The sequence below is a fragment of the Nonomuraea sp. B19D2 genome (assembly GCF_040137845.1).
Taxonomy (GTDB): Bacteria; Actinomycetota; Actinomycetes; order Streptosporangiales; family Streptosporangiaceae; genus Nonomuraea.
The window spans coordinates 210315-232690 of the sequence record NZ_JBEFAK010000010.1; the positions used below are offsets into that span (position 1 = coordinate 210315).

21 protein-coding genes and 1 pseudogene are annotated in these 22376 nt (G+C 69.7%); 11 read left to right on the forward strand and 11 right to left on the reverse strand.

Going from position 1 to position 22376, the window contains the following annotated elements; genetic code table 11:
- Positions 1 to 12: 12 nt before the first annotated feature.
- Positions 13 to 1488: a nitrilase-related carbon-nitrogen hydrolase gene (locus ABN273_RS20750; RefSeq protein WP_349450577.1), complete on the forward strand. Its 1476-nt coding sequence runs from the start codon at positions 13 to 15 to the stop codon at positions 1486 to 1488.
- Here the strand turns inward: ABN273_RS20750 and ABN273_RS20755 are convergent.
- The 5 genes from ABN273_RS20755 to ABN273_RS20775 all read right to left on the reverse strand — a co-directional run bounded on the left by ABN273_RS20755 (position 1399) and on the right by ABN273_RS20775 (position 7168).
- Positions 1399 to 2913, reverse strand: coding sequence for a glycoside hydrolase family 13 protein (locus ABN273_RS20755; RefSeq protein ID WP_349450578.1), 1515 nt, complete (start codon positions 2911 to 2913; stop codon positions 1399 to 1401). The two genes, ABN273_RS20750 and ABN273_RS20755, sit on opposite strands and share 90 nt — an antisense overlap.
- A gap of 4 nt (positions 2914 to 2917) precedes the next feature.
- Positions 2918 to 3841, reverse strand: a complete 924-nt coding sequence (locus ABN273_RS20760) for a carbohydrate ABC transporter permease (protein WP_349450579.1) — start codon at positions 3839 to 3841, stop codon at positions 2918 to 2920.
- Positions 3838 to 4704 carry a carbohydrate ABC transporter permease gene (locus ABN273_RS20765; protein WP_349450580.1) on the reverse strand — a complete coding sequence of 289 codons (867 nt, stop codon included), beginning with the start codon at positions 4702 to 4704 and terminating at the stop codon, positions 3838 to 3840. The genes ABN273_RS20760 and ABN273_RS20765 overlap by 4 nt, the downstream gene beginning before the upstream one ends.
- A gap of 4 nt (positions 4705 to 4708) precedes the next feature.
- Positions 4709 to 6058, reverse strand: a complete 1350-nt coding sequence (locus tag ABN273_RS20770) for an ABC transporter substrate-binding protein (RefSeq protein ID WP_349450581.1) — start codon at positions 6056 to 6058, stop codon at positions 4709 to 4711.
- A gap of 93 nt (positions 6059 to 6151) precedes the next feature.
- Positions 6152 to 7168 (reverse strand): LacI family DNA-binding transcriptional regulator, encoded by a 1017-nt coding sequence (locus tag ABN273_RS20775; protein WP_349450582.1) that lies wholly within the window; start codon positions 7166 to 7168, stop codon positions 6152 to 6154.
- Positions 7169 to 7379: 211 nt separating this feature from the next.
- Between ABN273_RS20775 and ABN273_RS20780 the strand changes: the two genes are divergently transcribed.
- Positions 7380 to 10634: a discoidin domain-containing protein gene (locus ABN273_RS20780; protein WP_349450583.1), complete on the forward strand. Its 3255-nt coding sequence runs from the start codon at positions 7380 to 7382 to the stop codon at positions 10632 to 10634.
- Here the strand turns inward: ABN273_RS20780 and ABN273_RS20785 are convergent.
- Entirely contained in the window at positions 10631 to 11503 is an 873-nt protein-coding gene (locus tag ABN273_RS20785; RefSeq protein WP_349450584.1) for a sugar kinase, read from the reverse strand. The two genes, ABN273_RS20780 and ABN273_RS20785, sit on opposite strands and share 4 nt — an antisense overlap.
- A 187-nt stretch (positions 11504 to 11690) precedes the next feature.
- On the opposite strand from ABN273_RS20785, the gene ABN273_RS20790 reads away from it, so the two are divergent.
- The 4 genes from ABN273_RS20790 (at position 11691) to ABN273_RS20805 (ending at position 14278) form a co-directional block, all read left to right on the forward strand.
- Entirely contained in the window at positions 11691 to 12425 is a 735-nt protein-coding gene (locus ABN273_RS20790) for a hypothetical protein (RefSeq protein ID WP_349450585.1), read from the forward strand.
- A 144-nt stretch (positions 12426 to 12569) separates the two neighbouring features.
- Positions 12570 to 13274, forward strand: a complete 705-nt coding sequence (locus ABN273_RS20795) for a DUF4344 domain-containing metallopeptidase (protein WP_349450586.1) — start codon at positions 12570 to 12572, stop codon at positions 13272 to 13274.
- Positions 13275 to 13290: 16 nt separating this feature from the next.
- Complete coding sequence (locus ABN273_RS20800; RefSeq protein ID WP_349450587.1) at positions 13291 to 13995, forward strand: maleylpyruvate isomerase family mycothiol-dependent enzyme; 705 nt, start codon at positions 13291 to 13293, stop codon at positions 13993 to 13995.
- Between the two features lie 22 nt (positions 13996 to 14017).
- Positions 14018 to 14278: a DUF6343 family protein gene (locus tag ABN273_RS20805; RefSeq protein ID WP_349450588.1), complete on the forward strand. Its 261-nt coding sequence runs from the start codon at positions 14018 to 14020 to the stop codon at positions 14276 to 14278.
- Here ABN273_RS20805 and ABN273_RS20810 read toward each other — a convergent pair.
- The 3 genes from ABN273_RS20810 to ABN273_RS20820 form a co-directional block, all read right to left on the reverse strand.
- Entirely contained in the window at positions 14252 to 14491 is a 240-nt protein-coding gene (locus ABN273_RS20810) for a DUF3040 domain-containing protein (RefSeq protein WP_349450589.1), read from the reverse strand. The genes ABN273_RS20805 and ABN273_RS20810 overlap by 27 nt on opposite strands.
- 81 nt (positions 14492 to 14572) lie before the next feature.
- Positions 14573 to 14818 (reverse strand): type B 50S ribosomal protein L31, encoded by a 246-nt coding sequence (locus ABN273_RS20815; RefSeq protein ID WP_349450590.1) that lies wholly within the window; start codon positions 14816 to 14818, stop codon positions 14573 to 14575.
- A gap of 28 nt (positions 14819 to 14846) precedes the next feature.
- Positions 14847 to 15608: an SDR family NAD(P)-dependent oxidoreductase gene (locus tag ABN273_RS20820; protein ID WP_349450591.1), complete on the reverse strand. Its 762-nt coding sequence runs from the start codon at positions 15606 to 15608 to the stop codon at positions 14847 to 14849.
- Between the two features lie 99 nt (positions 15609 to 15707).
- Here ABN273_RS20820 and ABN273_RS20825 point away from each other — a divergent pair, with 99 nt between their 5' ends.
- Positions 15708 to 16904 carry an MFS transporter gene (locus tag ABN273_RS20825; RefSeq protein WP_349450592.1) on the forward strand — a complete coding sequence of 399 codons (1197 nt, stop codon included), beginning with the start codon at positions 15708 to 15710 and terminating at the stop codon, positions 16902 to 16904.
- A 123-nt stretch (positions 16905 to 17027) separates the two neighbouring features.
- Complete coding sequence (gene recQ, locus ABN273_RS20830) at positions 17028 to 18839, forward strand: DNA helicase RecQ (protein WP_349450593.1); 1812 nt, start codon at positions 17028 to 17030, stop codon at positions 18837 to 18839.
- 316 nt (positions 18840 to 19155) lie between these two features.
- Here the strand turns inward: recQ and ABN273_RS20835 are convergent, their stop codons facing one another.
- On the reverse strand, positions 19156 to 19758 hold the full coding sequence (locus ABN273_RS20835; protein ID WP_349450594.1) for a TIGR03086 family metal-binding protein: 603 nt from the start codon (positions 19756 to 19758) through the stop codon (positions 19156 to 19158).
- Between the two features lie 163 nt (positions 19759 to 19921).
- On the opposite strand from ABN273_RS20835, the gene ABN273_RS20840 reads away from it, so the two are divergent.
- Entirely contained in the window at positions 19922 to 20416 is a 495-nt protein-coding gene (locus ABN273_RS20840) for a hypothetical protein (protein WP_349450595.1), read from the forward strand.
- Here the strand turns inward: ABN273_RS20840 and ABN273_RS20845 are convergent.
- Positions 20409 to 21212 (reverse strand): alpha/beta hydrolase, encoded by an 804-nt coding sequence (locus ABN273_RS20845; RefSeq protein WP_349450596.1) that lies wholly within the window; start codon positions 21210 to 21212, stop codon positions 20409 to 20411. The two genes, ABN273_RS20840 and ABN273_RS20845, sit on opposite strands and share 8 nt — an antisense overlap.
- A gap of 298 nt (positions 21213 to 21510) precedes the next feature.
- Here ABN273_RS20845 and ABN273_RS59520 point away from each other — a divergent pair.
- Together ABN273_RS59520 and ABN273_RS20855 are read left to right on the forward strand one after the other, a co-directional pair.
- Positions 21511 to 21687 (forward strand): annotated as a pseudogene (locus tag ABN273_RS59520) (methylated-DNA--[protein]-cysteine S-methyltransferase); the annotation flags it as partial.
- Positions 21684 to 22364: a 2OG-Fe(II) oxygenase gene (locus ABN273_RS20855; protein ID WP_349450598.1), complete on the forward strand. Its 681-nt coding sequence runs from the start codon at positions 21684 to 21686 to the stop codon at positions 22362 to 22364. The pseudogene ABN273_RS59520 and the gene ABN273_RS20855, both read left to right, overlap by 4 nt.
- The last annotated feature ends 12 nt before the right edge of the window (positions 22365 to 22376 follow it).

Below are 22376 nucleotides of genomic sequence, written 5' to 3' on the forward strand. Positions count from 1 at the left end.
TACGGTGTATACATGGCGATCAAACTGGGGGCGCTGGTTTTATCGGCGGTGCTCTTCTATTTCGGTACGGGTTTCGCGCCGGTTCCGGCGTTGACCTGGTTGGCTCCGCTGCCGGTGCTGCTGCTGGCGCCGCGGGTGAGCGGGAAGGCGACCTTCACCGTCGCCTTCCTGGCGTACCTGCTGGGGCTGACGAACCAGGTGAACTTCTTCCTGCGCACCCCCTCGGTCCCGTTGCCGATCGGAATCGGCATCATCATCGGCTCCTCGCTGCTGTTCGGGCTGGTGGTCTGGCTCTTCCGGGCGCTCGGCCGGCGCGGGCTGCTCCTCCTCGCCGCCTGCGCTCCCCCCGCGCTGTGGGTGTCGCTCATGTACGTGACCGTGCTGACCAACCCGACCGGCATCATCTGGCCGCTCGCCACATCGGTGGCCGACGTGCCGGCCGTCACCCAGGTCGCCTCGGTGACGGGCGCCTGGGGAGTCGAGTTCATGGTGCTGCTGGCTCCGACCGCGCTGGCGGCGGTGCTGTGGCCGGGGGCGGCCGTGGGGGCGCGGCTGCGTGCCGGCGTGGCGGGGGCGGCCGTGTGCCTGCTCGCACTCGCCTTCGGGGCCGTGCGGCTGGCCGGCGCGGACTCGACCGGCTGGCGGGGAGTGGCGGTGATATCGGCCAGCCGTTACCAGTGGGCGCCCGACGCGGCGAAGCCGGACACGCAGGCGCTGGTCCGGGAGTACGTGAAGGAGATCGCCGGGCTGCCCGCCGGGATCGACACGGTGGTGCTGCCCGAGGGCACGCTGGGCACCGACGAGGCGAGCCTGGAGCGGGCGCTCGCGCCGCTGCGCGAGGTCGCCCGCGATCGGGGCGTCGACGTGGTGATCGGGGTCGTCCACAGGACCCCGGAGATCAAGTACAACTACTCGGTGGACCTCCCGGCCGACGCTTCCGCGCCGCTCTACTACACGAAGTGGCACTTCGCGCCCGGGGAGCCGTTCCGGCGCGGCGACAAGCTGGTCTTCGCACGCGACCGCGTCGGCCTGGCCAACTGCATGGACCTCAACTTCCCTACGCCGATCCGCGACTACGCCAGGGCCGGGTCCAGCCTGATGGCCGTGCCGGCCGCGGACGAGTTCGGCAACGGCTGGCAGCACAGCCGGATGGGGCTGCTGCGCGGGGTGGAGACCGGCCTCTCGGTGGCCTGGGCGGCGCAGTGGGGCACGCCGATGATCTCGGATCCGTGGGGCCGCGTGCTCGCGGAGCGGGACACCGAGAGCGCGCGGCAGCCGTTCGTCGCGGCCTTCGCCGACGTGCCCTCGGGTCCCGGACCCACCTTCTACGCCCGTTTCGGCGACTGGTTCGCCTGGCTCTGCCTCGCGCTGGCCGCCGCCGGGCTGGTGGCGCTGCGGTCAGCCCCGCGTGAGCCAGGCCGTGGTGTCGGCGGGGAGGGTGCCGTCCGCCAGCGGGCCGCTGGCCAGGAGGAGCCGTCCCGCGGGTAGCGGCACCGGATCAGGACTCAGGTTGGTGACGCAGATCAGGCCCGAGTCGCGGGTGAAGGCCAGGACCTCGTCCCCCAGCGGGAGCCAGGTCAGGGTGCCGTCCCCCAGCAGGTCCCGGCGCAGGCCCAGAGCGTCGCGGTAGAGGTTGAGCATCGAGCCCAGGTCCGTGCGCTGCGCGTCGGCCGTCAGCTTGCGCCAGCTCGCCGGCTGCGGCAGCCACGGCGTGCCGGCGCCGAAGCCGAACGGGGGCTCGTCGCCCGACCACGGCAGCGGGATGCGGCAGCCGTCGCGGCCCGGGTTCGTGCCGCCCGATCTGGCGTGCATCGGGTCCTGGCGGAGCTCGTCCGGGAGGTCCTCCACCTCGGGGAGGCCCAGTTCCTCGCCCTGGTAGACGTACACCGAGCCGGGGAGCGCCATGGCGAGCAGGGCCGCCGCCCTGGCCCGGCGGTGGCCGAGCTCCAGGTCGGACGGCGTGCCGTGGAGGCGGCCTCCGTGCGCGAACGTCGTGTCGGCGCGGCCGTACCGGGTGACCGGGCGCGTCACGTCGTGGTTCGACAGGACCCACGTCGGCGGGGCGCCGATGGGGGTGTGGGTGGCGAGGGTCAGGTCGATGACCCTGCGCAGCTCGGCCGGGTCCCACGGGCAGGACAGGAAGTCGAAGTTGAAGGCCGTGTGGAGCTCGTCGGGGCGGAGGTAACGCGCGAAACGCTCCTGGTCGGGGAGCCAGACCTCCCCGATCAGGACGCGCTCGCCGTACTCGTCGGCCACCTCGCGCCACCGGCGGTAGACGTCGTGGACCTCGTCGAGGTCTTCGTACTTCGTGTCCGACTTGATCAGCAGGGCCGCGGAGTCGACCCGTACGCCGTCCACGCCCCGGTCGAACCAGAAGCGCAGCACGTCCTCGAACTCCTGGTGCACCTCCGGATTGCCCCAGTTGAAATCCGGCTGCTCCGGAGCGAACAGGTGCAGGTACCACTGCCCGTCGGGCACCTGGGTCCAGGCGGGGCCGCCGAAGATCGACTGCCAGTCGTTGAGCGGCTCGTCGGCGAACCAGAAGCGGTCCCTGGCGGCGGGATTCGCCAGGGCCTCCTTGAACCAGGCGCTCTGCGTGGAGCTGTGGTTCGGCACCACGTCGATGATGACCCTGATGCCGAGCCCGTGCGCCTCCTCAATGAACCGCTCCGCCTCGGAGAGCGTGCCGAAGACCGGCTCGATGCCGCGGTAGTCGGCCACGTCGTAGCCGCCGTCGGCCATCGGCGACGGATACCACGGGTTCAGCCAGACGGCGTCGATCCCGAGATCCTTCAGGTACGGCAGGCGGGAGCGCAGGCCGGCGAGGTCGCCCACCCCGTCACCGTTCCCGTCGGCGAAGCTACGCAGGTAGACCTGGTAGATCGCGGCCCCCCGCCACCACGTTTGCGACATGCGCTTATCCCTTGATGCTCCCGGCGGTGAGCCCCGCCATGATGTGACGTTGGAAGATGAAGAAGACGATGATCATGGGGATGCCGGCGATGACCAGGCCGCCCATGACCTGGTTCTGGGTCACCGCTCCCGCCGTCTGCGACAGGCCCACGCTGATCGTCATCTTGTCGCTGTCGGTCATGACCAGCAGCGGCAGGACGAAGTCCTTGAACGCGGTGACGATCGTGAAGATGGAGACCACGCCCAGGATCGGCCTGGAGACCGGCAGCACGACCGACCACAGCACCCTCAGCGGGCCCGCGCCGTCGATCTGCGCCGCCTCGATCAGCTCCCGCGGTATGGAGTCGAAGAACCGCTTGAGCAGGAAGATGTTGAAGCCGTTCGCCGCCGCGGGGAACCACAGGCCCCAGGCGTTGTTGAGCAGCCCCAGGTCCACGATCGTGACGTAGAGCGGGATGAGGATGACCATCGGCGGGATCATCAGCGTGGCCAGCATCGCGCCGAGGATCACGTTGCCGAACATCGGGCGCAGCTTCGACAGCGCGTACGCCGCCGTGACGTCCACCGCCATGGAGAACAACCAGGCGCCCAGCGCGTAGTACGCGGTGTTCGCCAGCAGCGTGCCGATGTCGAACAGGTCCCACGCCTCGAAGAACGCCTCCAGCGTGGGATCGGCCGGGACGAGGGTCGGCGGCATCTGGGCGATCTCGTCCGGCGTCTTCATGGCGCCGGTGACCATCCAGTAGAGCGGGAAGACGAAGGCCAGGGTGAAGGTCACGATGACCGCGACGAGCACGAGCCAGTAGATCCGCCTGCCCCATCTGCTGTTGAGCTGGTGCGGCGAGACGATCGTACGGAACTGCACCTGGATCGGTTTCGGCGATCGCTTCCGCTCCGGCCGCCGCCCAGCGGCGGCGCGGGCGATCATGCCTTGTCCTCACGGGTCGTCCTGAGCTGGAAGGCCGCGAAGACGAGGAGCGTGAGCATGAGCAGCATGCCGAGCGCGCCCGCCTGGCCGTAGTTCATCTGCGAGAAGGCGAACTGGTACATCAGGTACGCCACAGAGACCGTGGCGTTCTCCGGGCCGCCGCCGGTCAGCATGTACGGCTCGATGAACACCTGCATGGTCGCCACGATCTGCAGCATCAGCATGAGCAGCAGGATCAGCCTGGTCTGCGGGATCGTGACGTGCCTGATCCGCTTGAGGATCCCGGCCCCGTCGAGCTCGGCGGCCTCGTACAGCTCGGGCGGGATGTTCTGCAGCGCCGCCAGGTAGATGAGCGTCGCGCTGCCCATGTTCATCCAGGTCGAGACGAGGACCAGGGAGACCAGGGCAGTCGACGACGAGTCCAGCCAGGCCAGCGGCGGCAGGTGGAGGAAGTCCAGGACCTGGTTGAACAGCCCTGGCCCCGGGTCGTAGAACCACCTGAACAGCAGCACCGCGACGATCGGCGGCAGCATGACCGGCAGGTAGACCACGAACCGCAGGTAGGCCCGGGCGTGACGCAGCTCGTTGAGCACGAGCGCGACGACGAACGGCACGGCATAGCCGCACAGCAGCGCGAGCAGCGTGAACTCCACGGTGTTCAGCCAGGCCTCGCCGAAGGCCGGATCCTGGACGGCCGCCTTGAAGTTGTCCAGCCCCACCCAGGTGGGCGGGTTGATCAGGTCGGTCTTCTGGAAGCTCAGAATGAACTCCCTGACCATCGGATACCAGGCGAACACCGTGAAGCAGAACAGCGCCGCGCAGAGGAACCCGTAGGCCGTCAGATTGCGCCTCAAGATCCCCATAAGGTCAGCCCTTGGCCGCCAGCATGGAGTTGGCCTTGGTCTCGGCGTCGGCCAGGAGCTGGTCGATGCTCGCGTCCTTGCGGCTCAGCACGCCCGACATGACCACGTCGAGGATGGCGTACAGCTCCTGCGCGTGGACCGGCTCGGCCTTCGGCGGGATGGCCGCGGCGGCCTGGACGTACGGCTCGTAGTTCTGGACCGGCAACGAGGCGTTCTGCACGCGGTCGGCCTGGATGGCCTTGCCGGTGGCGGAGTCGCCGTAGACGTCGTTGTCGGGCACGCCGACCGGGTTGCCGTCGGCCTTGCCGCGGGCGAAGTCGAAGCGGCCCTTGCCGACGGTGTTGAAGCGGAAGTCGACCCACTCCAGCCCCGCCCTGGCCTCCTCAGGAGTGGCCTTGGGGTTGATCATGAACGCCTCGCCGCCGCTCAACGACGCCCTGGCCTCGGGGAAGCCGGTGATGCCGTAGTCGGCGACGTTGCCCTTGAACTTGTTGACCACGTCGGTGACCACGTCGGGCGCGCCCAGCATCATGCCGACCTTGCCGCTGCCCATCGCCATCATCAGCGACTCCCAGCCGACCAGGAGCTTGCTGCCCATGCTGTTGTCCATCCAGCGCATGTCGTGCAGGTTCTGCAGCACGGCCTTGCCCTCGGGCGAATTGAACGCGGCCTTCTTGTTGTCGGGGGTCAGGATGGCGCCGCCGCGGCCGTAGATGGCCTGGGTGAAGTGCCAGCCGCCGGTGTTGCCGCCGGAGTACTCGCCGTAGCCGACGTAGCCGGGGCCGAGCGCGGCGATCTTCTTGGCCGCCTCGCGGACCTCGGCCCACGTCTTGGGCGGCGTGTTCGGGTCGAGGCCGGCCTTGGTGAACAGGGCGCGGTTGTAGACCAGGCCGACGCTGTAGTGGACGTTCGGCACGCCGTACACCTTGCCGTCCCTGGTGACCAGCTCGCGGACGTCGGAGCGCAGGTCGTTCCAGTTCTTGACGGCGCCGGTGTACTGCGTGACGTCGAGCGCCTGGCCCTGGCCGATGACGTCGCCGTAGTTGGTCACGGGCACCACGAAGACGGTCTCCATCTGGCCGCCGGCCAGCTTGGGGCCGAACGTCTTGGGGTCGAAGCACGGCTGCTGGTCCGTGCTCTTGACCGTCACGCCGGGGTGCGCCTTCATGAACGTGGCCACGTCGTCGTCCCAGGCCTGCCGCTCCTTCGGCGCGGACTTGGCGGGCTGGCACGCCACCGTGATCGTCACGGCCTTGGCGCCACCCGCCGACGAGGTGGCGGGCTCGCCGGAGCCACAGGCTGTGGCCGAGATGCCGAGCGCGGATACGAGCAAGAGTCCGGTGGATCTCCGCATGGTCTGACCCTTCTGATGCGAGGTGCCCACACCATAGGATCGCGGACCAAAGCGCGCAATATTTTGACTAGCTATTGCAAGATAACGACTGGATCACGTCCGCGCGCGGGCGGTGGAGGCGCGGACCACGAGTTCCGGCTCGAACAGGAGCTCGTCGGCCGGCACCACAGCCTTGTCGATCTGCGCGACCAGCAGGTCCACGGCGGCGCGGCCCATGGCGTCGATGGGCTGGCGGACGGTGGTCAGCGGGGGCTCGGTGCAGTTCATCAGGGCCGAGTCGTCGAAGCCGATGACCGAGATGTCCCCGGGCACGGCGAGCCCCGCGCGGCGGGCCGCCCGCACGGTGCCGAGCGCGAGCAGGTCACTGGCGCAGATCACGCCGGTCACGCCGCGCCTGACCAGCCGCGCCGCGGCCGCGTGCCCGCCCTCCAGCGAGAACATCGTGTGCTCGACCAGCGTGGGATCTCCGCCCTCCGCCTGGAACGTCTCCAGCTTGCGCCGCGACGGCATGTGGTCCTTAGGCCCGAGCACCATGCCGACCCGCTCGTGGCCGAGCGCGCGCAGGTGGGCCAGGGCGATCTCGGCGGCCACCGCGTCGTCGCACGAGACCTGCGGGAAGTCGAGGTGCCGGACGGCCGCGTTCACCAGCACGGTGGGCAGCTTGCGCTCGTGCAGCAGCTCGTAGTGCCCGTGCGAGGCGTCGGCCTGGGCGTAGAGGCCGCCGGCGAAGACCACGCCGCTGACCTGCTGCTGGAGCAGCAGGTCCACGTAGTCCGCCTCGGAGACGCCGCCGACCGTGCGGGTGCACAGCACCGAGGTGAACCCCTGCTGGGCCAGCGCCCCGCCGACCACTTCCGCGAAGGCGGGGAAGATCGGATTCTGCAGCTCCGGGAGCACGAGGCCGACCAGCCGGGCCCGGTCGCCGCGCAGCTGGGTCGGGCGTTCGTAGCCGAGCACGTCGAGGGCGGTCAGCACGGCCTCGCGGGTCGCGTCGGACACCCCGGGCTTGCCGTTGAGCACGCGGCTCACGGTCGCCTCGCTCACCCCGACCTTCTTGGCCACCTCTGCGAGTCGTCGCGTCATGCGCAAACTATACGACCTTTGACGCAAACGCTTGCAACGGCTTACGGGACAGGACGTCAGGCCTTGCAGCGTCTTCACGGCGGTCTTCCTGCCCACAGCCGCTTCCTGACCAGCGGAGAGATGCTGCGCTCTGCAATCCTCGATCAGTCAAATGCTTGCGAAATATCGTCGAAATATTGCGGCCATCTGCTCATCATCCTATGGTTCGGCCATCCGCCTTACCCGAAGGGCCACCCCCATGAGAGCACTATTAGCCGCCCTTGCGTTACTCATCGGACTCCTGGCCGCACCCGCGTACGCGGCGGCCGACACCAACCTCGCGGCCGGCAAGCCCGCCACCGCGAGCAGCTTCACCGACGTCTACACCGCCGCCAACGTCACCGACGGCAACCAGGCCACCTACTGGGAGTCGGCCAACAACGCCCTCCCGCAATGGGTCCAGGTCGATCTCGGCGCAGCCGCGAGCGTCAACAAGCTCGTGCTCAAGCTCCCCTCCGGCTGGCCCGGCCGCACCCAGACGCTGACCGTCCAGGGCAGCACGAACGGCTCCGGCTTCAGCACGATCGCCGCCTCGGCGCCCTACACGTTCAACCCGACCGCGACGATCACCTTCGCCGCCACGACCGCCCGTTACGTCCGGCTGCAGATCACCGCGAACACCGGCTGGCCGGCGGGCCAGATCTCCGAGTTCGAGGTCTGGGGCGGCACGACCGGGAATCCGGGCGCCAACCTGGCCCTCGGCAAGCCGATCACCGAGTCCTCGCACACCCACACGTACGTGGCCGCCAACGCCAACGACGACAACCTACAGACCTACTGGGAAGGCGCCGCCTACCCCGACACCCTCACCGTGCAGCTCGGCGGCAACGCCGACCTGACCTCGATCACGCTCAGGCTCAACCCCGACCCCGCCTGGGCCAAGCGCACCCAGGCCATCCAGGTCCTCGGCCGCGAGCAGAGCGCCACGGGCTTCACCAACCTCGTCTCGTCCGCCACGTACACCTTCGACCCGGCCACCGGGAACTCGGTGACCATCCCGGTGACCGCCAAGGTCGCCGACGTCCGGCTGCAGATCACCACCAACTCCGGCGCGCCGGGCGGGCAGGTGGCCGAGTTCCAGATCTTCGGCACCCCGTCCGCCAACCCCGACCTGACCGCGAGCAATCTCACGTCGAGCCCGGCCGCGCCGGTCGAGACCGACGCGGTCACCCTCTCCGCCACGGTCAAGAACGCCGGGACCGCGAGCTCGGCCGCCACTTCCGTGAACTTCTACGCGGGCACGACCAAGGTCGGCAGCGCCGGCGTGGGCGCGCTGGCCGCAGGGGCGTCGACCACCGTGTCCGCAAATATCGGGACCAGGGATGCCGGGACGTACCAGGTCTCCGCCAAGGTGGATGAGGACAACAAGGTCATCGAGCTGAACGAGGCCAACAACACCGCCACCGGCACGCTGACCGTGAAGCCGGTCGACACGGCCGACCTCGTCGCCTCCCCCGTCGCCTGGACGCCCGGCAACCCCGCCGCGGGCAACCCGGTGACGTTCTCCGTGGCGATCAAGAACCAGGGCACAGTGGCCTCCAGCGGCGGCTCCCACGGCATCACGCTCACCGTCACGAACGACTCTGGCACCGTCGTCAAGACCCTGACCGGCTCGACCGGCGGCGCCATCGCGCCGGGCGCCACCACGAGCCCGGTCGGTCTCGGCACCTGGACGGCCGCGAACGGCAGGTACACGGTCAAGACCGTGCTCGCCGACGACCCCGACGAGCTGCCGGTCAAGCGCGCCAACAACACCAGCGAGTTGCCGCTCTTCGTCGGCCGCGGCGCGAACATGCCGTACGACACGTACGAGGCCGAGGACGCCGTGATCGGCGGCGGCGCGGCCCGCGTCGGCCCGAGCAGGGAGATCGGCACGCTCGCCGGCGAGGCCTCGGGGCGGCGCGCGGTGACGCTCAACCAGACCGGCGCGTACGTCGAGTTCACCACCAGGGCGGACACGAACACCCTGGTCACCCGCTTCTCGATGCCCGACGCCCCGGGCGGCGGCGGCCTCGACTCGACGCTCAACGTCTACGTCGACGGCGCCTTCCTCAAGGCGATCAACCTGACCTCCCGCTACGCCTGGCTCTACGGCGCCGAGGCCAGCCCGAACAACTCGCCCGGCTCGGGCCCGCCCAGGCACATCTACGACGAGGCGAGCCTGCTGCTCGGCGCCACCGTGCCGAAGGGGAGCAAGATCAGGCTGCAGAAGGACGCGGCCAACGGCCAGACGTACGCGATCGACTTCGTGGACTTCGAGCAAGTGGCCCCGGTCCCCAACCCGGACCCGGCGAAGTACGCCGTACCGACCGGTTTCACCCACCAGGACGTGCAGAACGCGCTCGACAAGGCCCGGATGGACGCCGGCCTGGCCGGCGTCTACCTGCCCCAGGGCGACTACCAGACGTCCGGCAAGTTCCAGGTGTACGGCAGGTCCGTCAAGATCGTCGGTGCCGGCCCCTGGTTCACCAGGTTCCACTCCCCCAGCGGGCAGGAGAACACCGACGTGGGCTTCCGCACGGAGGCCTCGGCCAACGGCTCGACGTTCGCGAACTTCGCCTACTTCGGCAACTACACCTCGCGCATCGACGGCCCCGGCAAGGTGTTCGACTTCTCGAACGTGGCGAACATGACGATCGACAACATCTGGGTCGAGCACCAGATGTGCCTGTACTGGGGCTCCAACACGGACAACATCACGATCAAGAACTCGCGGATCCGTGACCTGTTCGCCGACGGCCTGAACATGACCAACGGCAGCACCGGCAACCACGTCACCAACGTCGAGGCCAGATCCACCGGCGACGACAGCTTCGCGCTGTTCTCGGCCACCGACAACAACCCGGGCGAGCAGACCGGCAACGTCTACGAGAACCTGACCTCGCTGCTCACCTGGCGGGCCGCGGGCGTGGCCGTATACGGCGGCTACGACAACACCTTCAGGAACATCTACGTCGCGGACACGCTGACCTACTCGGGCGTCACGATCAGCTCGCTGGACTTCGGGTACCCGATGCACGGGTTCGGCGCGAGCCCGCCCACCACCTTCGACAACATCTCGCTGGTCCGGGCCGGCGGGCACTTCTGGGGACAGCAGACGTTCCCGGCGATGTGGCTGTTCTCCTCGTCCAAGGTGTTCCAGGGCATCCGCGTCAGCAACCTGGACATCGTGGACCCGACGTACAGCGGGATCATGTTCCAGACCGGCTACTCCGGCGGCGCGCCACTGAACCCGGTCAAGGACACGGTCCTGACGAACGTGTCGATCAGCGGGGCGCAGAAGAGCGGCGACGCCTTCGACGCCAAGTCCGGGTTCGGCATCTGGGTGAACGAGATGCCCGAGCCGGGGCAGGGCCCGGCCGTCGGGGCGGCCACGATCAACAACCTGAGGTTCAGCGACAACTACCAGAACATCAAGAACACGACCTCGACCTTCACCCTGACCACCGGCTAGAGATCTGACCTGGTGGGCAACCCCTGCCAGTCACTGACGCTGGTCACCGCGGCGGCGCTCAACTGCGCCCCGCGGTGCAGGCGTTCCTGGGGGGTGAGGCCGTCGAGGGCGGCGCTGATGTAGCCGGCCGCGAACGCCTCCCCCGCGCCCGCCGTGTCCACGATGGGGACCTGCCAGCCCGGCACGTCGTACCGCATCCTGTCGGCGCGCACGCTCGCGCCCTTCGCGCCGCGGTCCACCACGACCTCGCGCTCCGGCGTGAGCGCGGGCTTGACCAGGTCGAGCTCGTCCTGGCGGAGGAAGAGCAGGTGCGCGGCGCAGGCCAGTTCGCCGAGCACCTCCTCGGCCTCGCGTACCGACGGCCACAGCTCGGGGACGTACTCGACGGAGAAGGAGATCATCACCTCGGCGTTCCGCGCGGCGCTCACGGCGGTGCGCACCGCCTCGAGCGCGTCCCTGCCGAGGCCGGCCGTGAGGCCGGTGACATGCAGCATCTTCGAGGCGGCGATCCGGTCGATGGGCACGTTGCCCGGCGTGAGCCGCGAGCCCGCCGAGCCGGTGCGGTACTGCGTCACTCTCTGTTCACGGCCGACGCGGATCTCCCTGAGGATCAGCCCGGTACGCAGCCCTTCGGAGACGCGCATGTCCGCGACGTCCACGTCCTCGCCCTTGAGCGCGGTGAGCACTCTCGCGCCCAGCTCGTCGTCGCCCACCTTGCCCAGGTACGCGCACCGGTGCCCGAGTCTGGCCAGCGCGATGGCCAGCGTGAACTCCGGTCCGCACACGTCCATCCGGGCCTCGCTCTCGTGGCGGACCCTTCCGCTGGAGACGACGCCCAGGGGCTCGCCGAGCGTGTAGACGTCGGTCATGCGCCAGACTGTACTTGGTCACGTAGATCTGAGCGATTTTTCACGCATAGCCCCTGGATAAAGCCTTGATCAAATTTTTTCTCCAACTTTAGCCAACTTTTCCCCCATCTCATGGCTCAAAGTAGTAAAGGGGTCGGCCGCCCCGAGCCGGCTCCGAGTCAATACGGGGAGAGGAATCAGCACCCTCATGAGAAAGATCGCACTTGGTATCGTCTCCGCTCTTGTGGGCGGGGCCATGTTGGTGTCGGGCGCGGGCGCTGCCTCGGCGGCCACCAAGACCGACACCCAGCTCAAGATCCGCGACATCTCGCCGAACCCGGTCGTGGTCAAGGCCGGGGCCGAGACGACCGCCTACTTCGACATCGGGGCCAGCTCCGACGTCAAGAAGGTCGAGCTCAGCGTCGCGCCCGAGAGCGTCCGCACGCTGCGCGCCAAGGACGTCAAGGACCTCGAGGGCTGGCGCTTCGCCGTCGGCTTCTCCGAGGGCGACGCCACCGGCAAGTGGAGCGCCACCGCGGTGGCCTTCGACAGCGCCGGCAAGGAGATCGCCAAGGACACGGCGTTCTTCTCGGTCGAGCTCGAGGAGGGCAAGGCCGAGACGCGCATCTCGCGCTTCAGCGCCGACCCGTACAAGGTCCGCAAGGGCAGGACGATCGAGTTCTCCGGCCGTCTCCAGGTGGATGACGAGGGCTGGGAGGGCGTCCGCGGCGAGAAGGTGAACATCTACTACCGCGCGAACGGCTCCAACGGCTGGAAGTGGGTCGCCTCCGCCAAGACCCGGTGGGGCGGCAAGTTCTACGCCGAGACGCGCGCCTACAAGAGCGGCACGTTCAGGGCCGTGTTCAACGGCACCGACGAGCTCGAGGGCGCCAAGAGCCGCACGGACTACGTGCGGGTCTACGGCCCCTGGTGGCGTCGCTAGTTCCATGGCACCGCAGGCCCGGCCCTCTCACGGGGGCCGGGCCTCCGGCTTTTCCGGCTCCTTTACCGGCGCGCAGGTTTAGCGATCTCCCATCCCGCGCATGGACAGTCGCATTGCGTTGACCGACCCCCGAAGGAGCCTCGCATGCCGCATCCCCTCATCGCCCTCGTCCTCAGCATGACGAGCACGCTGGGAGCGGCCCCCTCATCAGAGCTGTCCGTACGCTATGAGCAGCCGGACTCGCCCCGCGCCGAGCAGGCCAGGAAGCTCCTCAAGGACAGCGGCGCGCTGGAGACCGGGATCCGGCTGCCCGCGCCGATCAAGGTGGTCGCGCGTGACTGCGACTCGGCGGAGGCCACCTGGGACCACGACGAGCGCCGGATCACCATCTGCTACCAGCTGGTCGACAAGGCGCGGCAAGTGCTGGACGGCATCTCCGAGACCGAGGAGACCGACGCCGGCACCAGGTCCGCCCGCATGGACGCCGCGCTGTCCGTGCTCTTCCACCAGCAGCTCGGCCACGCCCTGAGCACGCTCAACGGCCTGCCCGACAGCGACGGGCAGGCCGACCAGTTCGCGGCGCTGACGCTTCCCGCGGACGCCTCCAAGCGTGTGGTGGCCGCTGCCGAGGCCCGCCATCTGCTCGCCGGCCACACCGGCATCGACGGGCTGTCCGGGCCGGCCGAGTCCGCCACGTTCTCCTGCCTGCTGTACGGCGCCGACCCCGGCAAGTATCACCGCATCGCCCAGGGCGGCTGGGTTCCGCCCGAGCGGGTGCCTTCGTGCGCGGACGAGTACAACCGGGTCAGGTCCGCCATCGGCTCCATGGCCGTGAAAGCAGACACATAGCGGGTAGCGTCCGGGTATGGCCGAGGACCTGCTCAAAGACTTCAACCCGTTCGACATCTTCGACGCGGAGGCGGCGCGGCTCGACCGGTTCTTCAGCGGGCTCGACGAGGCCGGCTGGCAGCGGCCGTCCCGGTGCGCGGGCTGGTCGGTACGTGATGTGCTGGGGCACCTGGCGGGCGAGGAGCTCTACAACCACGCCTGCCTCGACGGGACCGTGCAGGACCTGCTGACCCGGCTCTCCAAGGCCGGCGTGTCCGGGTTCAACGACTTCAACGAGTGGTCGGTGCGGCAGCGGCGCGGCATGCCCGTGGCGGACGTGCTGGAGGAGTGGCGGAGCAAGAACGGCGAGACGCGGCGGCGCATGCGGGAGCTCGGCCCCGACGCGCTGCTCGACACGATGGCCGGGCCTTATCCGTGCGGCTGGCAGGCCTTCCACTACGACTCCGAGTACGCCACCCACGCCGACGACGTCGGCGCGCCCGTCTCCGACTCCGAGGCCGACGACAGGACGTTGTGGCGGGTGGCCGTCGGGCGGTTCGTCCTGCGGGAGCAGGAGGCCAAGGTGCAGGTGGAGCAGACGGCCGACGAGATCTGGGCGGCCGTGGACGGGGTCACCGCCTCGCTGTCGTACCCAGAATTCGTGGCGGCCGCGGTGGGGCGCCTGCCCGCCTCGCACGGGATCGACCCGCGCATCGTCTCGGCCCTGAGATGCCTGGCGTAAGGGCCCGGAGAGGAGATCGACCATGTGGCTGCGTAACCGGGCGGGCACGGAGCCACTGACCGCGCGCAGCCCGATCGGCGCCCGGCGCATCCTGTCGCTGGTGGCGCTCGTGCTGGGCGTCGCGGCGGCGGTGTTCTTCGCCCTGCGCGCCCAGAGCACGGGGGCGGAGGTCTGGCGCTGGGAGGCCGCGATCGCCGCCGCGGTGGCCGTCGTCGCCGCCATCGACCTGGCGGTGCTACGACGACGGCAACGCGGCTCAGGTGGTCAGCACGGCCAGCAGTAGCAGCACGATCAGCAGTGCGCCCACCGTGAAGATCATCCAGACGTGCGCCAACGCCCACATGCGCAGGCGATCACCGTACGCCTGAGGGAAGATGTTCCCGTCGGACTCGATCTTGTTGATTGCCGCGACGCGCTTGGCCAGCTCGGGGTCCTCTCGCTCAAGGGCCTGCTCGATCTCAGCGAGAATGCGGCGTTCCTTTCCAGAGAGACTCATCGCCATCACCACTGCTCCGACGCCGGTGACCCCCTTTTACCCACCAGTAGCGCAGGCATGCCCGCCTCTTCCAGGCAGACTTCACTTCCTCCCATACCGCTGGTTGAAACGCTCGACGCGGCCCGCGGAGTCGAGGATGCGGCCACGCCCGGTGTAGAAGGGGTGGCTGGCGGACGACACGTCCACGTCGACGACGGGGTACGTCCGGCCGTCCGCCCACTCGACGGTCTGGTTGCCGGTCAGTGTCGAGCGGGTGAGGAAGGCGAACCCGACGCTGGGGTCGCGGAAGACGACGGGACGGTACGCGGGGTGCAGGTTCTTCTTCATGCCCCGCCCAACCGCATGACAACGGTTTTCATTCCCGCGCTTCCGGGTCGAGCCCGAGCACCGTACGCCCGCCGTCCACAGGCACGGTGGCGCCGTTGACGAACGCGGCCTCGTCCGAGAGGAGGTGCGCCACGACCGAGGCCACCTCAGCAGGGGCCGCGACCCGGCCCAGGGGGTGCAGCCTGGCCAGCTGCTCCTCGACGGCCTGCCGCCCTTCGGGGGTCCGGGAGGCCAGGAACGCCTCGTACCGCTCCGTGGCCACCGAACCAGGGGCCACGGCGTTGACCCTGATGCCATGCCTGCCGTACTCCACGGCCAGCGACCTCGTCAGACCCTCGGTGGCGGCCTTGGCGGTCGTGTACGGGAGGCTGCCGGGCACCGGCCTGGTGGCCTGGTGCGAGGTGATGTTGACGATGGCGCCGGGCGTACCGCCCGCGAGGAAGTGGCGCACGGCGGTGGCGCAGCCCACGACGGCGAGGTCGAGGTTCGCCGCGATCAGGGCCCTGACCTCGGAGATCGGGGAGGAGTGCACGGAGGCGTCCCGGAACACGGCCGCGTTGTTGACCCAGCCGCGCAGGGTGCCCGACTCCTGGGCCAGGTCGGCGGCCCAGGCGGCGACCTCCTCGTCGGCCGCGTCGCCGATCACGGGGACGACCCTGGGGCCGGCCCAGGAGAGCGCGTCGGGGTCGCGTTCGACGGCCACCACGGTGTCCTTCTCGCCGAGCAGCCGCTCTACCACGGCCTTTCCAATTCCACGTCCGCCGCCGGTAACCACGTAGGAAAAGCTCATGACTCGACGTTATTCCTATTTCACGTTCTGTCGTTCTCTGCCGAGCGAAGTGACTTTTATCACCGTATTTCCCCTCGATGAACGGGAACTATTCTCGGCGTGATCGACGCCGCCGGATCGAAGTCCCAGGTATGGATGATCGGCGCGCTCTCCATCACGCAGACCGCCGGTTACGGTGTGCTTTATTACGCGTTCTCTGTGTTCATCCCGCCGATGTCCCGGGAGCTGCACGCCGGGGTCGCACAGCTCACCGGGGCGATCACGCTGGCCGTTCTGGTTTCGGGGGTGGTGGCTCCGGTCATCGGGCGCTGGCTGGACCGGCACGGCGGGCGCGGGCTGATGACGGTGGGCTCGGTGCTGGGCGGGCTGGCGGTGCTGGCCTGGTCTCAGGTGCGGTCAGTGGCGCAGTTGTACCTGGTGTGCGGGGTGCTGGGCGTGGCGTCGGCGATGGTGCTGTACGAGGCGGCGTTCGCGGTGATCGTGGCCTGGTTCGACGCGACCAGGCGGGCGCGAGCGTTACTGGCGGTGACCGTCGTGGCGGGGTTCGCGTCCACCATCTTCCTGCCGCTGACGGGCCTTCTCGTCGATCTGTACGGGTGGCGGCAGGCGCTGGTCATCCTGGCCGTCGGATACGCGCTGACCTCCGTGCCGCTGCACGCGCTGGCCGTGCGGAGCCGGGGTGCGCCGCCGCGCGCCGATCGGCGCGAGATCGTCGGGGCGGCGCTGCGCGAGCGGCCCTTCTGGTTGCTGGCGGCGGCCTTCCTGACCCAGACGGGCGCGGTGTCGGTCATGGGGGTGCTACTGGTCACGTACCTGATCGCCCTCGGACATCCACCCGTGTTCGCGGCCAGTGTGGCGGGGCTGCTCGGGGTGCTGTCGGTGACGGGGCGGCTGGTCACCACGGGGCTGCAGGGCCGGTGGTCGGTGGCCTTGATCACGGCTGTCATGTTCGGCCTGCAAGGGCTGGCGGCGGTGCTGCTGCCGCTGGTGGGGCGGAGCGTGGCGGGGACGGTGGCCTCTGTCGTGCTGTTCGGGCTGGGGTTCGGGGTGGGGACCATCGCCCGGCCCGCGCTGCTGGCCGACCGGTACGGCACGGGGGCGTACGCGTCACTGAGCGGGGCGCTCGCGCTGCCCGTCACGGTGGCCAAGGCCGTCGCGCCGCTGCTGGCGGCGGGGATCGCCCAGTTCGCCGGGTATCCGGCGGTGATGGGGGCGGTGGCGGCGGCGTGCGCGCTCGGCGCCCTCGCCCTGGTGGCCTACCACCGCGGCATCCGCCCCGGCACCGCTCCCGCCTGATGGGAGCCACCAGGTTGGCGGTTCGGGCAGACTGGTGGGACGCCGCCCGGGCACCGCAGGCGGCCGCGATCGCCGTTGGCGGAACTCACCAAACGTTCGCCCCCGAACACGTAAGGTAGCCGCATGGATACCCCCACCGAGGTTCTGCACCGCGTGTTCGGCTACGACTCGTTCAGGGCGGGACAGCAGGAGATCATCGACCATGTCGTGGCCGGCGGCGACGCACTCGTCCTCATGCCCACCGGCGGCGGCAAATCGCTCTGCTACCAGATCCCCGCGCTGGTGCGCCGTGGCGTGGGGGTGGTCATCTCGCCCCTGATCGCGCTGATGCAGGACCAGGTCGACGCGTTGCGCGCGCTCGGCGTGCGGGCGGGGTTCCTCAACTCGACACAGGACTTCGACGAGCGGCAGCTGGTCGAGTCCGAGTTCCTGGCCGGCGAGCTCGACCTGCTCTACCTCGCCCCGGAGCGGCTGCGGGTCGAGGCCACGCTGCGGCTGCTGGCCAAGGGCGAGATCTCGATGTTCGCCATCGACGAGGCCCACTGCGTGGCGCAGTGGGGCCACGACTTCCGCCCCGACTACCTCGAGCTGTCCACGCTGCGCGAGCGCTGGCCGGAGGTGCCGCGCATCGCGCTGACCGCCACCGCCACCCCGGCCACCCACGCCGAGATCTCCTCCAGGCTCGGCCTCGACCAGGCCCGCCACTTCGTGGCCGGCTTCGACCGGCCCAACATCCACTACCGCATCACGCCCAAGAGCGAGCCCAAGCGGCAGCTGCTGGAGTTCCTGCGCACCGAGCATCCCGGCGACTCCGGCATCGTCTACTGCCTGTCGCGCTCCTCGGTCGAGAAGATCGCCGAGTTCCTGACGGACAACGGCATCGCGGCGGTGCCGTACCACGCGGGTCTCGACGCCCGCACCCGCGCCGCCCACCAGGCCCGCTTCCTGCGGGAAGACGGGCTTATCGTGGTGGCCACGATCGCGTTCGGCATGGGCATCGACAAGCCCGACGTGCGCTTCGTCGCCCACCTCGACCTGCCGAAGTCGGTCGAGGGCTACTACCAGGAGACCGGGCGCGCGGGCCGCGACGGTCTGCCCGCCACCGCATGGATGGCGTACGGCCTCCAGGACGTCGTTCAGCACCGGCGGATGGCCATGGAGGGCGACGATGCGCACCGCCGCCGCCAGGTGCTCCATCTCGACGCCATGCTGGCGCTGTGCGAGACCGTGGGCTGCCGCCGGGTGATGCTGCTCGACTACTTCGGGCAGAAGGGCGCCGAGCCGTGCGGAAACTGCGACACCTGCCAGACGCCGCCGGAGTCGTGGGACGGCACGGTCCCCGCCCAGAAGGTGCTGTCGACCGTGCTGCGGCTGGCGCGCGAGCGGCGGCAGAAGTTCGGGGTGGGACAGGTGGTCGACATCCTGCTCGGCAAGAAGACGGCCAAGGTGCTGCAGCACGGCCACGAGACGCTGTCCGTGTTCGGGGTGGGTGCCGACCTGGGCAACGCGGAGTGGCACGGCGTGGTGCGGCAACTGCTGGCGCAGGGGCTGCTGGCAGTGGAGTCCGACTACGGGGCGCTGGTGCTGACGGACGCCAGCGCGGCGGTGCTGCGGGGGCAGCGCGAGGTGCCGCTGCGCCGCGACACCCTGCGCCCGGTCCGGGCCAAGGTGGCCGCCTCGTCCAAGTCCCAGGCGGTGGTCGAGCTGTCCGCCGAGGCCGCCCCGCTCTTCGAACGGCTCCGTTCGTGGCGCGCGGCCACGGCGAAGGAGCAGGGGGTGCCCGCCTATGTCATCTTCCACGACGCGACGTTGAGGGAGATCGCCACCGTCCGGCCGGCTTCGATCGCCGAGCTGAGCGAGATCAACGGGGTTGGGGAGAACAAGCTGGCGAAATACGGGGAGCAGCTGCTGGAGGTCCTCCGAGAGGACGCCTGACGGTCACGGCACGGTGGCAGCCTTCAGCGCGGATGCCGCACGGGCGGGGCGTGGTGGTGGCCCTCCGCGAGGATGCCGGACGGACGGGGCGTGGTGGTGGCGACGGCCGCACGAAGAACGGTCGTCGCCACCACGTTGGTCGGCCTGGTCGCGACGATCAGCTTCGCCGCCCCGCTGACAACCGGCCGGACGCGTGTCGGGTCTCGTGATTACGAGCGCCTTTGACTTGCCGTACAAGATGATCGTACGGCGTGTGAGCGGGAAATGGTGCCCGGGGCTGGGTGTTCTGTCCTTGCGGTTGGGGTTGTTGGGCTGGTCAGGGGCTTGTTGGCCAGTTCGGATCGCGGCCGAGGTGGGCCAGCAGGCGGTCCTCGGCAGGCGCGTGCGAGGGCACGGTCACCCGCGGGGCGAACCTGTGCGGCCGGTCGTCCCCGGTGACGAACAACTGGGCGAGGTCCAGCAACTCCTCGGCCAGCAAGGGTGGGATCGGGCGATGCTCGCCGCAGGCTCTGGCCACGTCCCAGCCGTGCGCGGTGATCTCGATCGCGCCCACCGCGGCCACCATCGGGCTTGTCAGGTGGTGGCCGGCCATGGCGACGATCCGGTTGCCGGTCAGGGACGCCGCCCACAGGCCCAGCACCTCGGTGGCTCCGTCCCGGACGAGAAGTGCCGGGTTGCGGCAGGCAGCCCGCGAGATCCCGGCCACCGGCGGCGGGGAGATGCGGCCCGTGGCGACGTCGTTCAGGGTCTGCAGCGAGTCGGCCATGTGGTCGAGCAGGTGTTGGAGGTTCCAGCCCGCGCAGGGTGTCGCCCGGCAGAGGGTCGCCGTCGTGACGGTGCGCAGGCTGCCCAGCGCGTAGTCGATTGCCCGCTCCAGCAGCGCCACCCCTGCCGCCGGCGCCAATGTCTGCTCGCCCATATCGCCTCCTCGTCAATTTCAGACCGCGCTTCTCGGGAAAACTCATCGGCCCTGCCGATGGGCATGCCGAGACGGTGGGGCAGGCCACACGGACGTGGCTGGCCGAGGCTCCGCAGCGGGAACCTCCTGCCTGGATCTCGAGTAGAGAGGGCGAGGAGGTTCGATGAATCGATTGATGGTGGCGCTGCTCTTGCTGGTCGCCGGGTGTTCGGCCGGGGCCCGCCCCCCTGTCCCAGTGGCGAGGTCCGCCGCCCCGAGCCCCGGCATCTCGGTCATCAGCCCGAGCCCGACGGCTACCCAGGCGGTGTGCAACGGGACTTCGCTGATCCTCAGTGAAGGGTTTCCGGAGCTGCGGGGGACGGCTCAGGACGCGGAGTTGTGGGGGCTGCTGTTCGCCCCCGGCCCGCCGCTCGCCAGCCGCGAAGAGATCAAGATCGTGTGGCGGATGACCGGTGAGGGGCCGCTGCGGGTCAGGGCGACGCTTCCCGACGGCACGCCGGCCAGGCTCGCCTGGGGTCCGGAGCAGCACGACGGATCGAACTGGCACCGGCCCGGCGAGGAGTGGGGGACGGGGTTCGTGTTCCCGAAGCGCGGCTGCTGGAAGATCGAGCTCAGCCGCACGCGGGGCTCGGGATACGTGTGGCTGTCCGTCAAATAGCCCGGTCGATGAAGGCCGTCACGTCGTCGAGCACCCCGTCCTTGTTGGTCTCGTTGAAGACCTCGTGCCTGGCGCCCTCGTAGATCCGCTCGGTCAGGTCCGTACCCCTGATCGCCTCGATGCCGGGGCGGCTGCCGCTCAGCGGGACGAGCTCGTCGTCGGCCCCGTGCACCCAGAGCATGGGCAGCGACCCCAGCGTGCCGCCCTTGGCGATCGTGGCCAGCGTGGTCGCGAACGCCTCCAGGGTGGGGCGCTTGAACGGGCCGTGCCACACGAGCGGGTCGGCGGCGTACGCCTCGCCCACCGAGAGGTCGCGGGAGAGGGTGGCCGGGTCGATGGGGGTGTCCGGCGGCTCCTCGTAGGCCAGCAGGGCCGGGACGACCTCCCATTCGCCGATCACCGGCCCTGACAGCACGAGCGCAACCAGGCCGTCGCCGTAGCGCTGGGCGTAGCGGGCGGCGATCATGCCGCCCATCGAGTGGCCGATCACCACGACGGGAACGCCGGGATGGTCGGCCCTGGCGCGCTCCTCGACGGTGTGCACGTCCGTGACCACGTCCTCGAAGTCCGCGACGAGCACCCGGTCGCCTGCCGACTTGCCGTGGCCCATGTGGTCGAGGCCGTAGACGGCGGCGCCGTGCCGGACGAGCCGGTCCGCGACGTACTCGTAGCGGCCGATGTGCTCGCCGTATCCGTGGATCAGGACGGCGACGTATCGCGGGCGGTCATTGGGCCATTCGCGGACCGTGTTCGGGCCCTTGGTGCCGGTGAAGGTGTGCTCTCGCGACTCGGCCATGGTCACCGAGGCTACGCTGATCATCGCCGTGCCGTCCACCGGTGCCGCGAGCGCCTCACACCCCGCCGTACCCCTGTCCTGCCGTACTTCACCGCGAGAGTTGCGGCGCGCCGTCGGTCCCGTTCGGCCTTCGGGGGTGCGAGGTCCGAAAACCGCCGACTTCCGGGTGCCCGCCGGTGTTGTAGAAGGTATGGACATCGACACCACGATCGACACCCCGCTGGGCGAGATGCTGCTCGCCGGTGACGGCTCGGCGCTGACGCGCGTGTCGTTCGACGTGGACCCGCCACGTGATTCGATCCGCGCGGTCGGCGCTGCTGTCGGCGCGAACCCGCTGCTCATCGTCCGCCCCTGCCACCGCGTCGTCGGCGCGGACGGCACGCTGACCGGGTACGCGGGCGGCGTCGAGCGCAAGCACGGGTTGCTCACCCTCGAAGGCGCACTGCAGCCGCGGCTCTGGAGCGCGGCCTCATGAACTGGGCGAAGCTGACGGAAGAGGTCAACGCCTACGGGTGCGCGCTCACGCCGCCGCTGCTCACCCCGGAGGAGTGCAAGGAGATCTCCAGCCTGTACGACGAGGCAGAGCTGTTCCGGTCCACCATCGACATGGAGCGGTACCGGTTCGGGGCCGGGCAGTACCGGTACTTCGACCGGCCGTTCCCGCCGCTGGTGGAGAGGCTGCGGGCGGAGCTCTACCCGCGGCTGCTGCCGATCGCCCGCGACTGGGCGGGCAAGCTGGGCTGGCCCGCTCCGTGGCCGGACGACTTCGGTGAGTGGCTCGACATGTGCCACAGAGCCGGGCAGACCAAGCCGACGCCCATCCTGCTGCGGTACGAGCGGGACGACTGGAACGCGCTGCACCGCGACCTCTACGGCGACCTGGTGTTCCCGTTGCAGGTCGTGATCGGCCTGGACCGGCCGGGCGAGGATTACACCGGTGGCGAGTTCCTGCTGGTGGAGCAGCGGCCGCGGGCCCAGTCGCGGGGCACGGTGACCCTGTTGCCGCAGGGACACGGGCTGATCTTCACCACGCGGGACCGGCCCGTACGGTCGTCGCGGGGCTGGTCGGCCTCCCCCGTGCGGCACGGAGTGAGCACCGTGCGGTCGGGGCTGCGGCATACGCTGGGGCTCGTCTTCCACGACGCACGCTGACCAAGAGGGGAT

Coding starts and splice junctions, on each gene's coding strand:
- ABN273_RS20750 (WP_349450577.1), top strand. CDS start 13: ATGGCGATCAAACTGGGGGCGCTGGTTTTATCGGCGGTGCTCTTCTAT.
- ABN273_RS20755 (WP_349450578.1), bottom strand. CDS start 2,913: ATGTCGCAAACGTGGTGGCGGGGGGCCGCGATCTACCAGGTCTACCTG.
- ABN273_RS20760 (WP_349450579.1), bottom strand. CDS start 3,841: ATGATCGCCCGCGCCGCCGCTGGGCGGCGGCCGGAGCGGAAGCGATCG.
- ABN273_RS20765 (WP_349450580.1), bottom strand. CDS start 4,704: ATGGGGATCTTGAGGCGCAATCTGACGGCCTACGGGTTCCTCTGCGCG.
- ABN273_RS20770 (WP_349450581.1), bottom strand. CDS start 6,058: ATGCGGAGATCCACCGGACTCTTGCTCGTATCCGCGCTCGGCATCTCG.
- ABN273_RS20780 (WP_349450583.1), top strand. CDS start 7,380: ATGAGAGCACTATTAGCCGCCCTTGCGTTACTCATCGGACTCCTGGCC.
- ABN273_RS20785 (WP_349450584.1), bottom strand. CDS start 11,503: ATGACCGACGTCTACACGCTCGGCGAGCCCCTGGGCGTCGTCTCCAGC.
- ABN273_RS20790 (WP_349450585.1), top strand. CDS start 11,691: ATGAGAAAGATCGCACTTGGTATCGTCTCCGCTCTTGTGGGCGGGGCC.
- ABN273_RS20795 (WP_349450586.1), top strand. CDS start 12,570: ATGCCGCATCCCCTCATCGCCCTCGTCCTCAGCATGACGAGCACGCTG.
- ABN273_RS20800 (WP_349450587.1), top strand. CDS start 13,291: ATGGCCGAGGACCTGCTCAAAGACTTCAACCCGTTCGACATCTTCGAC.
- ABN273_RS20805 (WP_349450588.1), top strand. CDS start 14,018: ATGTGGCTGCGTAACCGGGCGGGCACGGAGCCACTGACCGCGCGCAGC.
- ABN273_RS20810 (WP_349450589.1), bottom strand. CDS start 14,491: ATGAGTCTCTCTGGAAAGGAACGCCGCATTCTCGCTGAGATCGAGCAG.
- ABN273_RS20815 (WP_349450590.1), bottom strand. CDS start 14,818: ATGAAGAAGAACCTGCACCCCGCGTACCGTCCCGTCGTCTTCCGCGAC.
- ABN273_RS20820 (WP_349450591.1), bottom strand. CDS start 15,608: ATGAGCTTTTCCTACGTGGTTACCGGCGGCGGACGTGGAATTGGAAAG.
- recQ (WP_349450593.1), top strand. CDS start 17,028: ATGGATACCCCCACCGAGGTTCTGCACCGCGTGTTCGGCTACGACTCG.
- ABN273_RS20835 (WP_349450594.1), bottom strand. CDS start 19,758: ATGGGCGAGCAGACATTGGCGCCGGCGGCAGGGGTGGCGCTGCTGGAG.
- ABN273_RS20840 (WP_349450595.1), top strand. CDS start 19,922: ATGAATCGATTGATGGTGGCGCTGCTCTTGCTGGTCGCCGGGTGTTCG.
- ABN273_RS20845 (WP_349450596.1), bottom strand. CDS start 21,212: ATGGCCGAGTCGCGAGAGCACACCTTCACCGGCACCAAGGGCCCGAAC.
- ABN273_RS20855 (WP_349450598.1), top strand. CDS start 21,684: ATGAACTGGGCGAAGCTGACGGAAGAGGTCAACGCCTACGGGTGCGCG.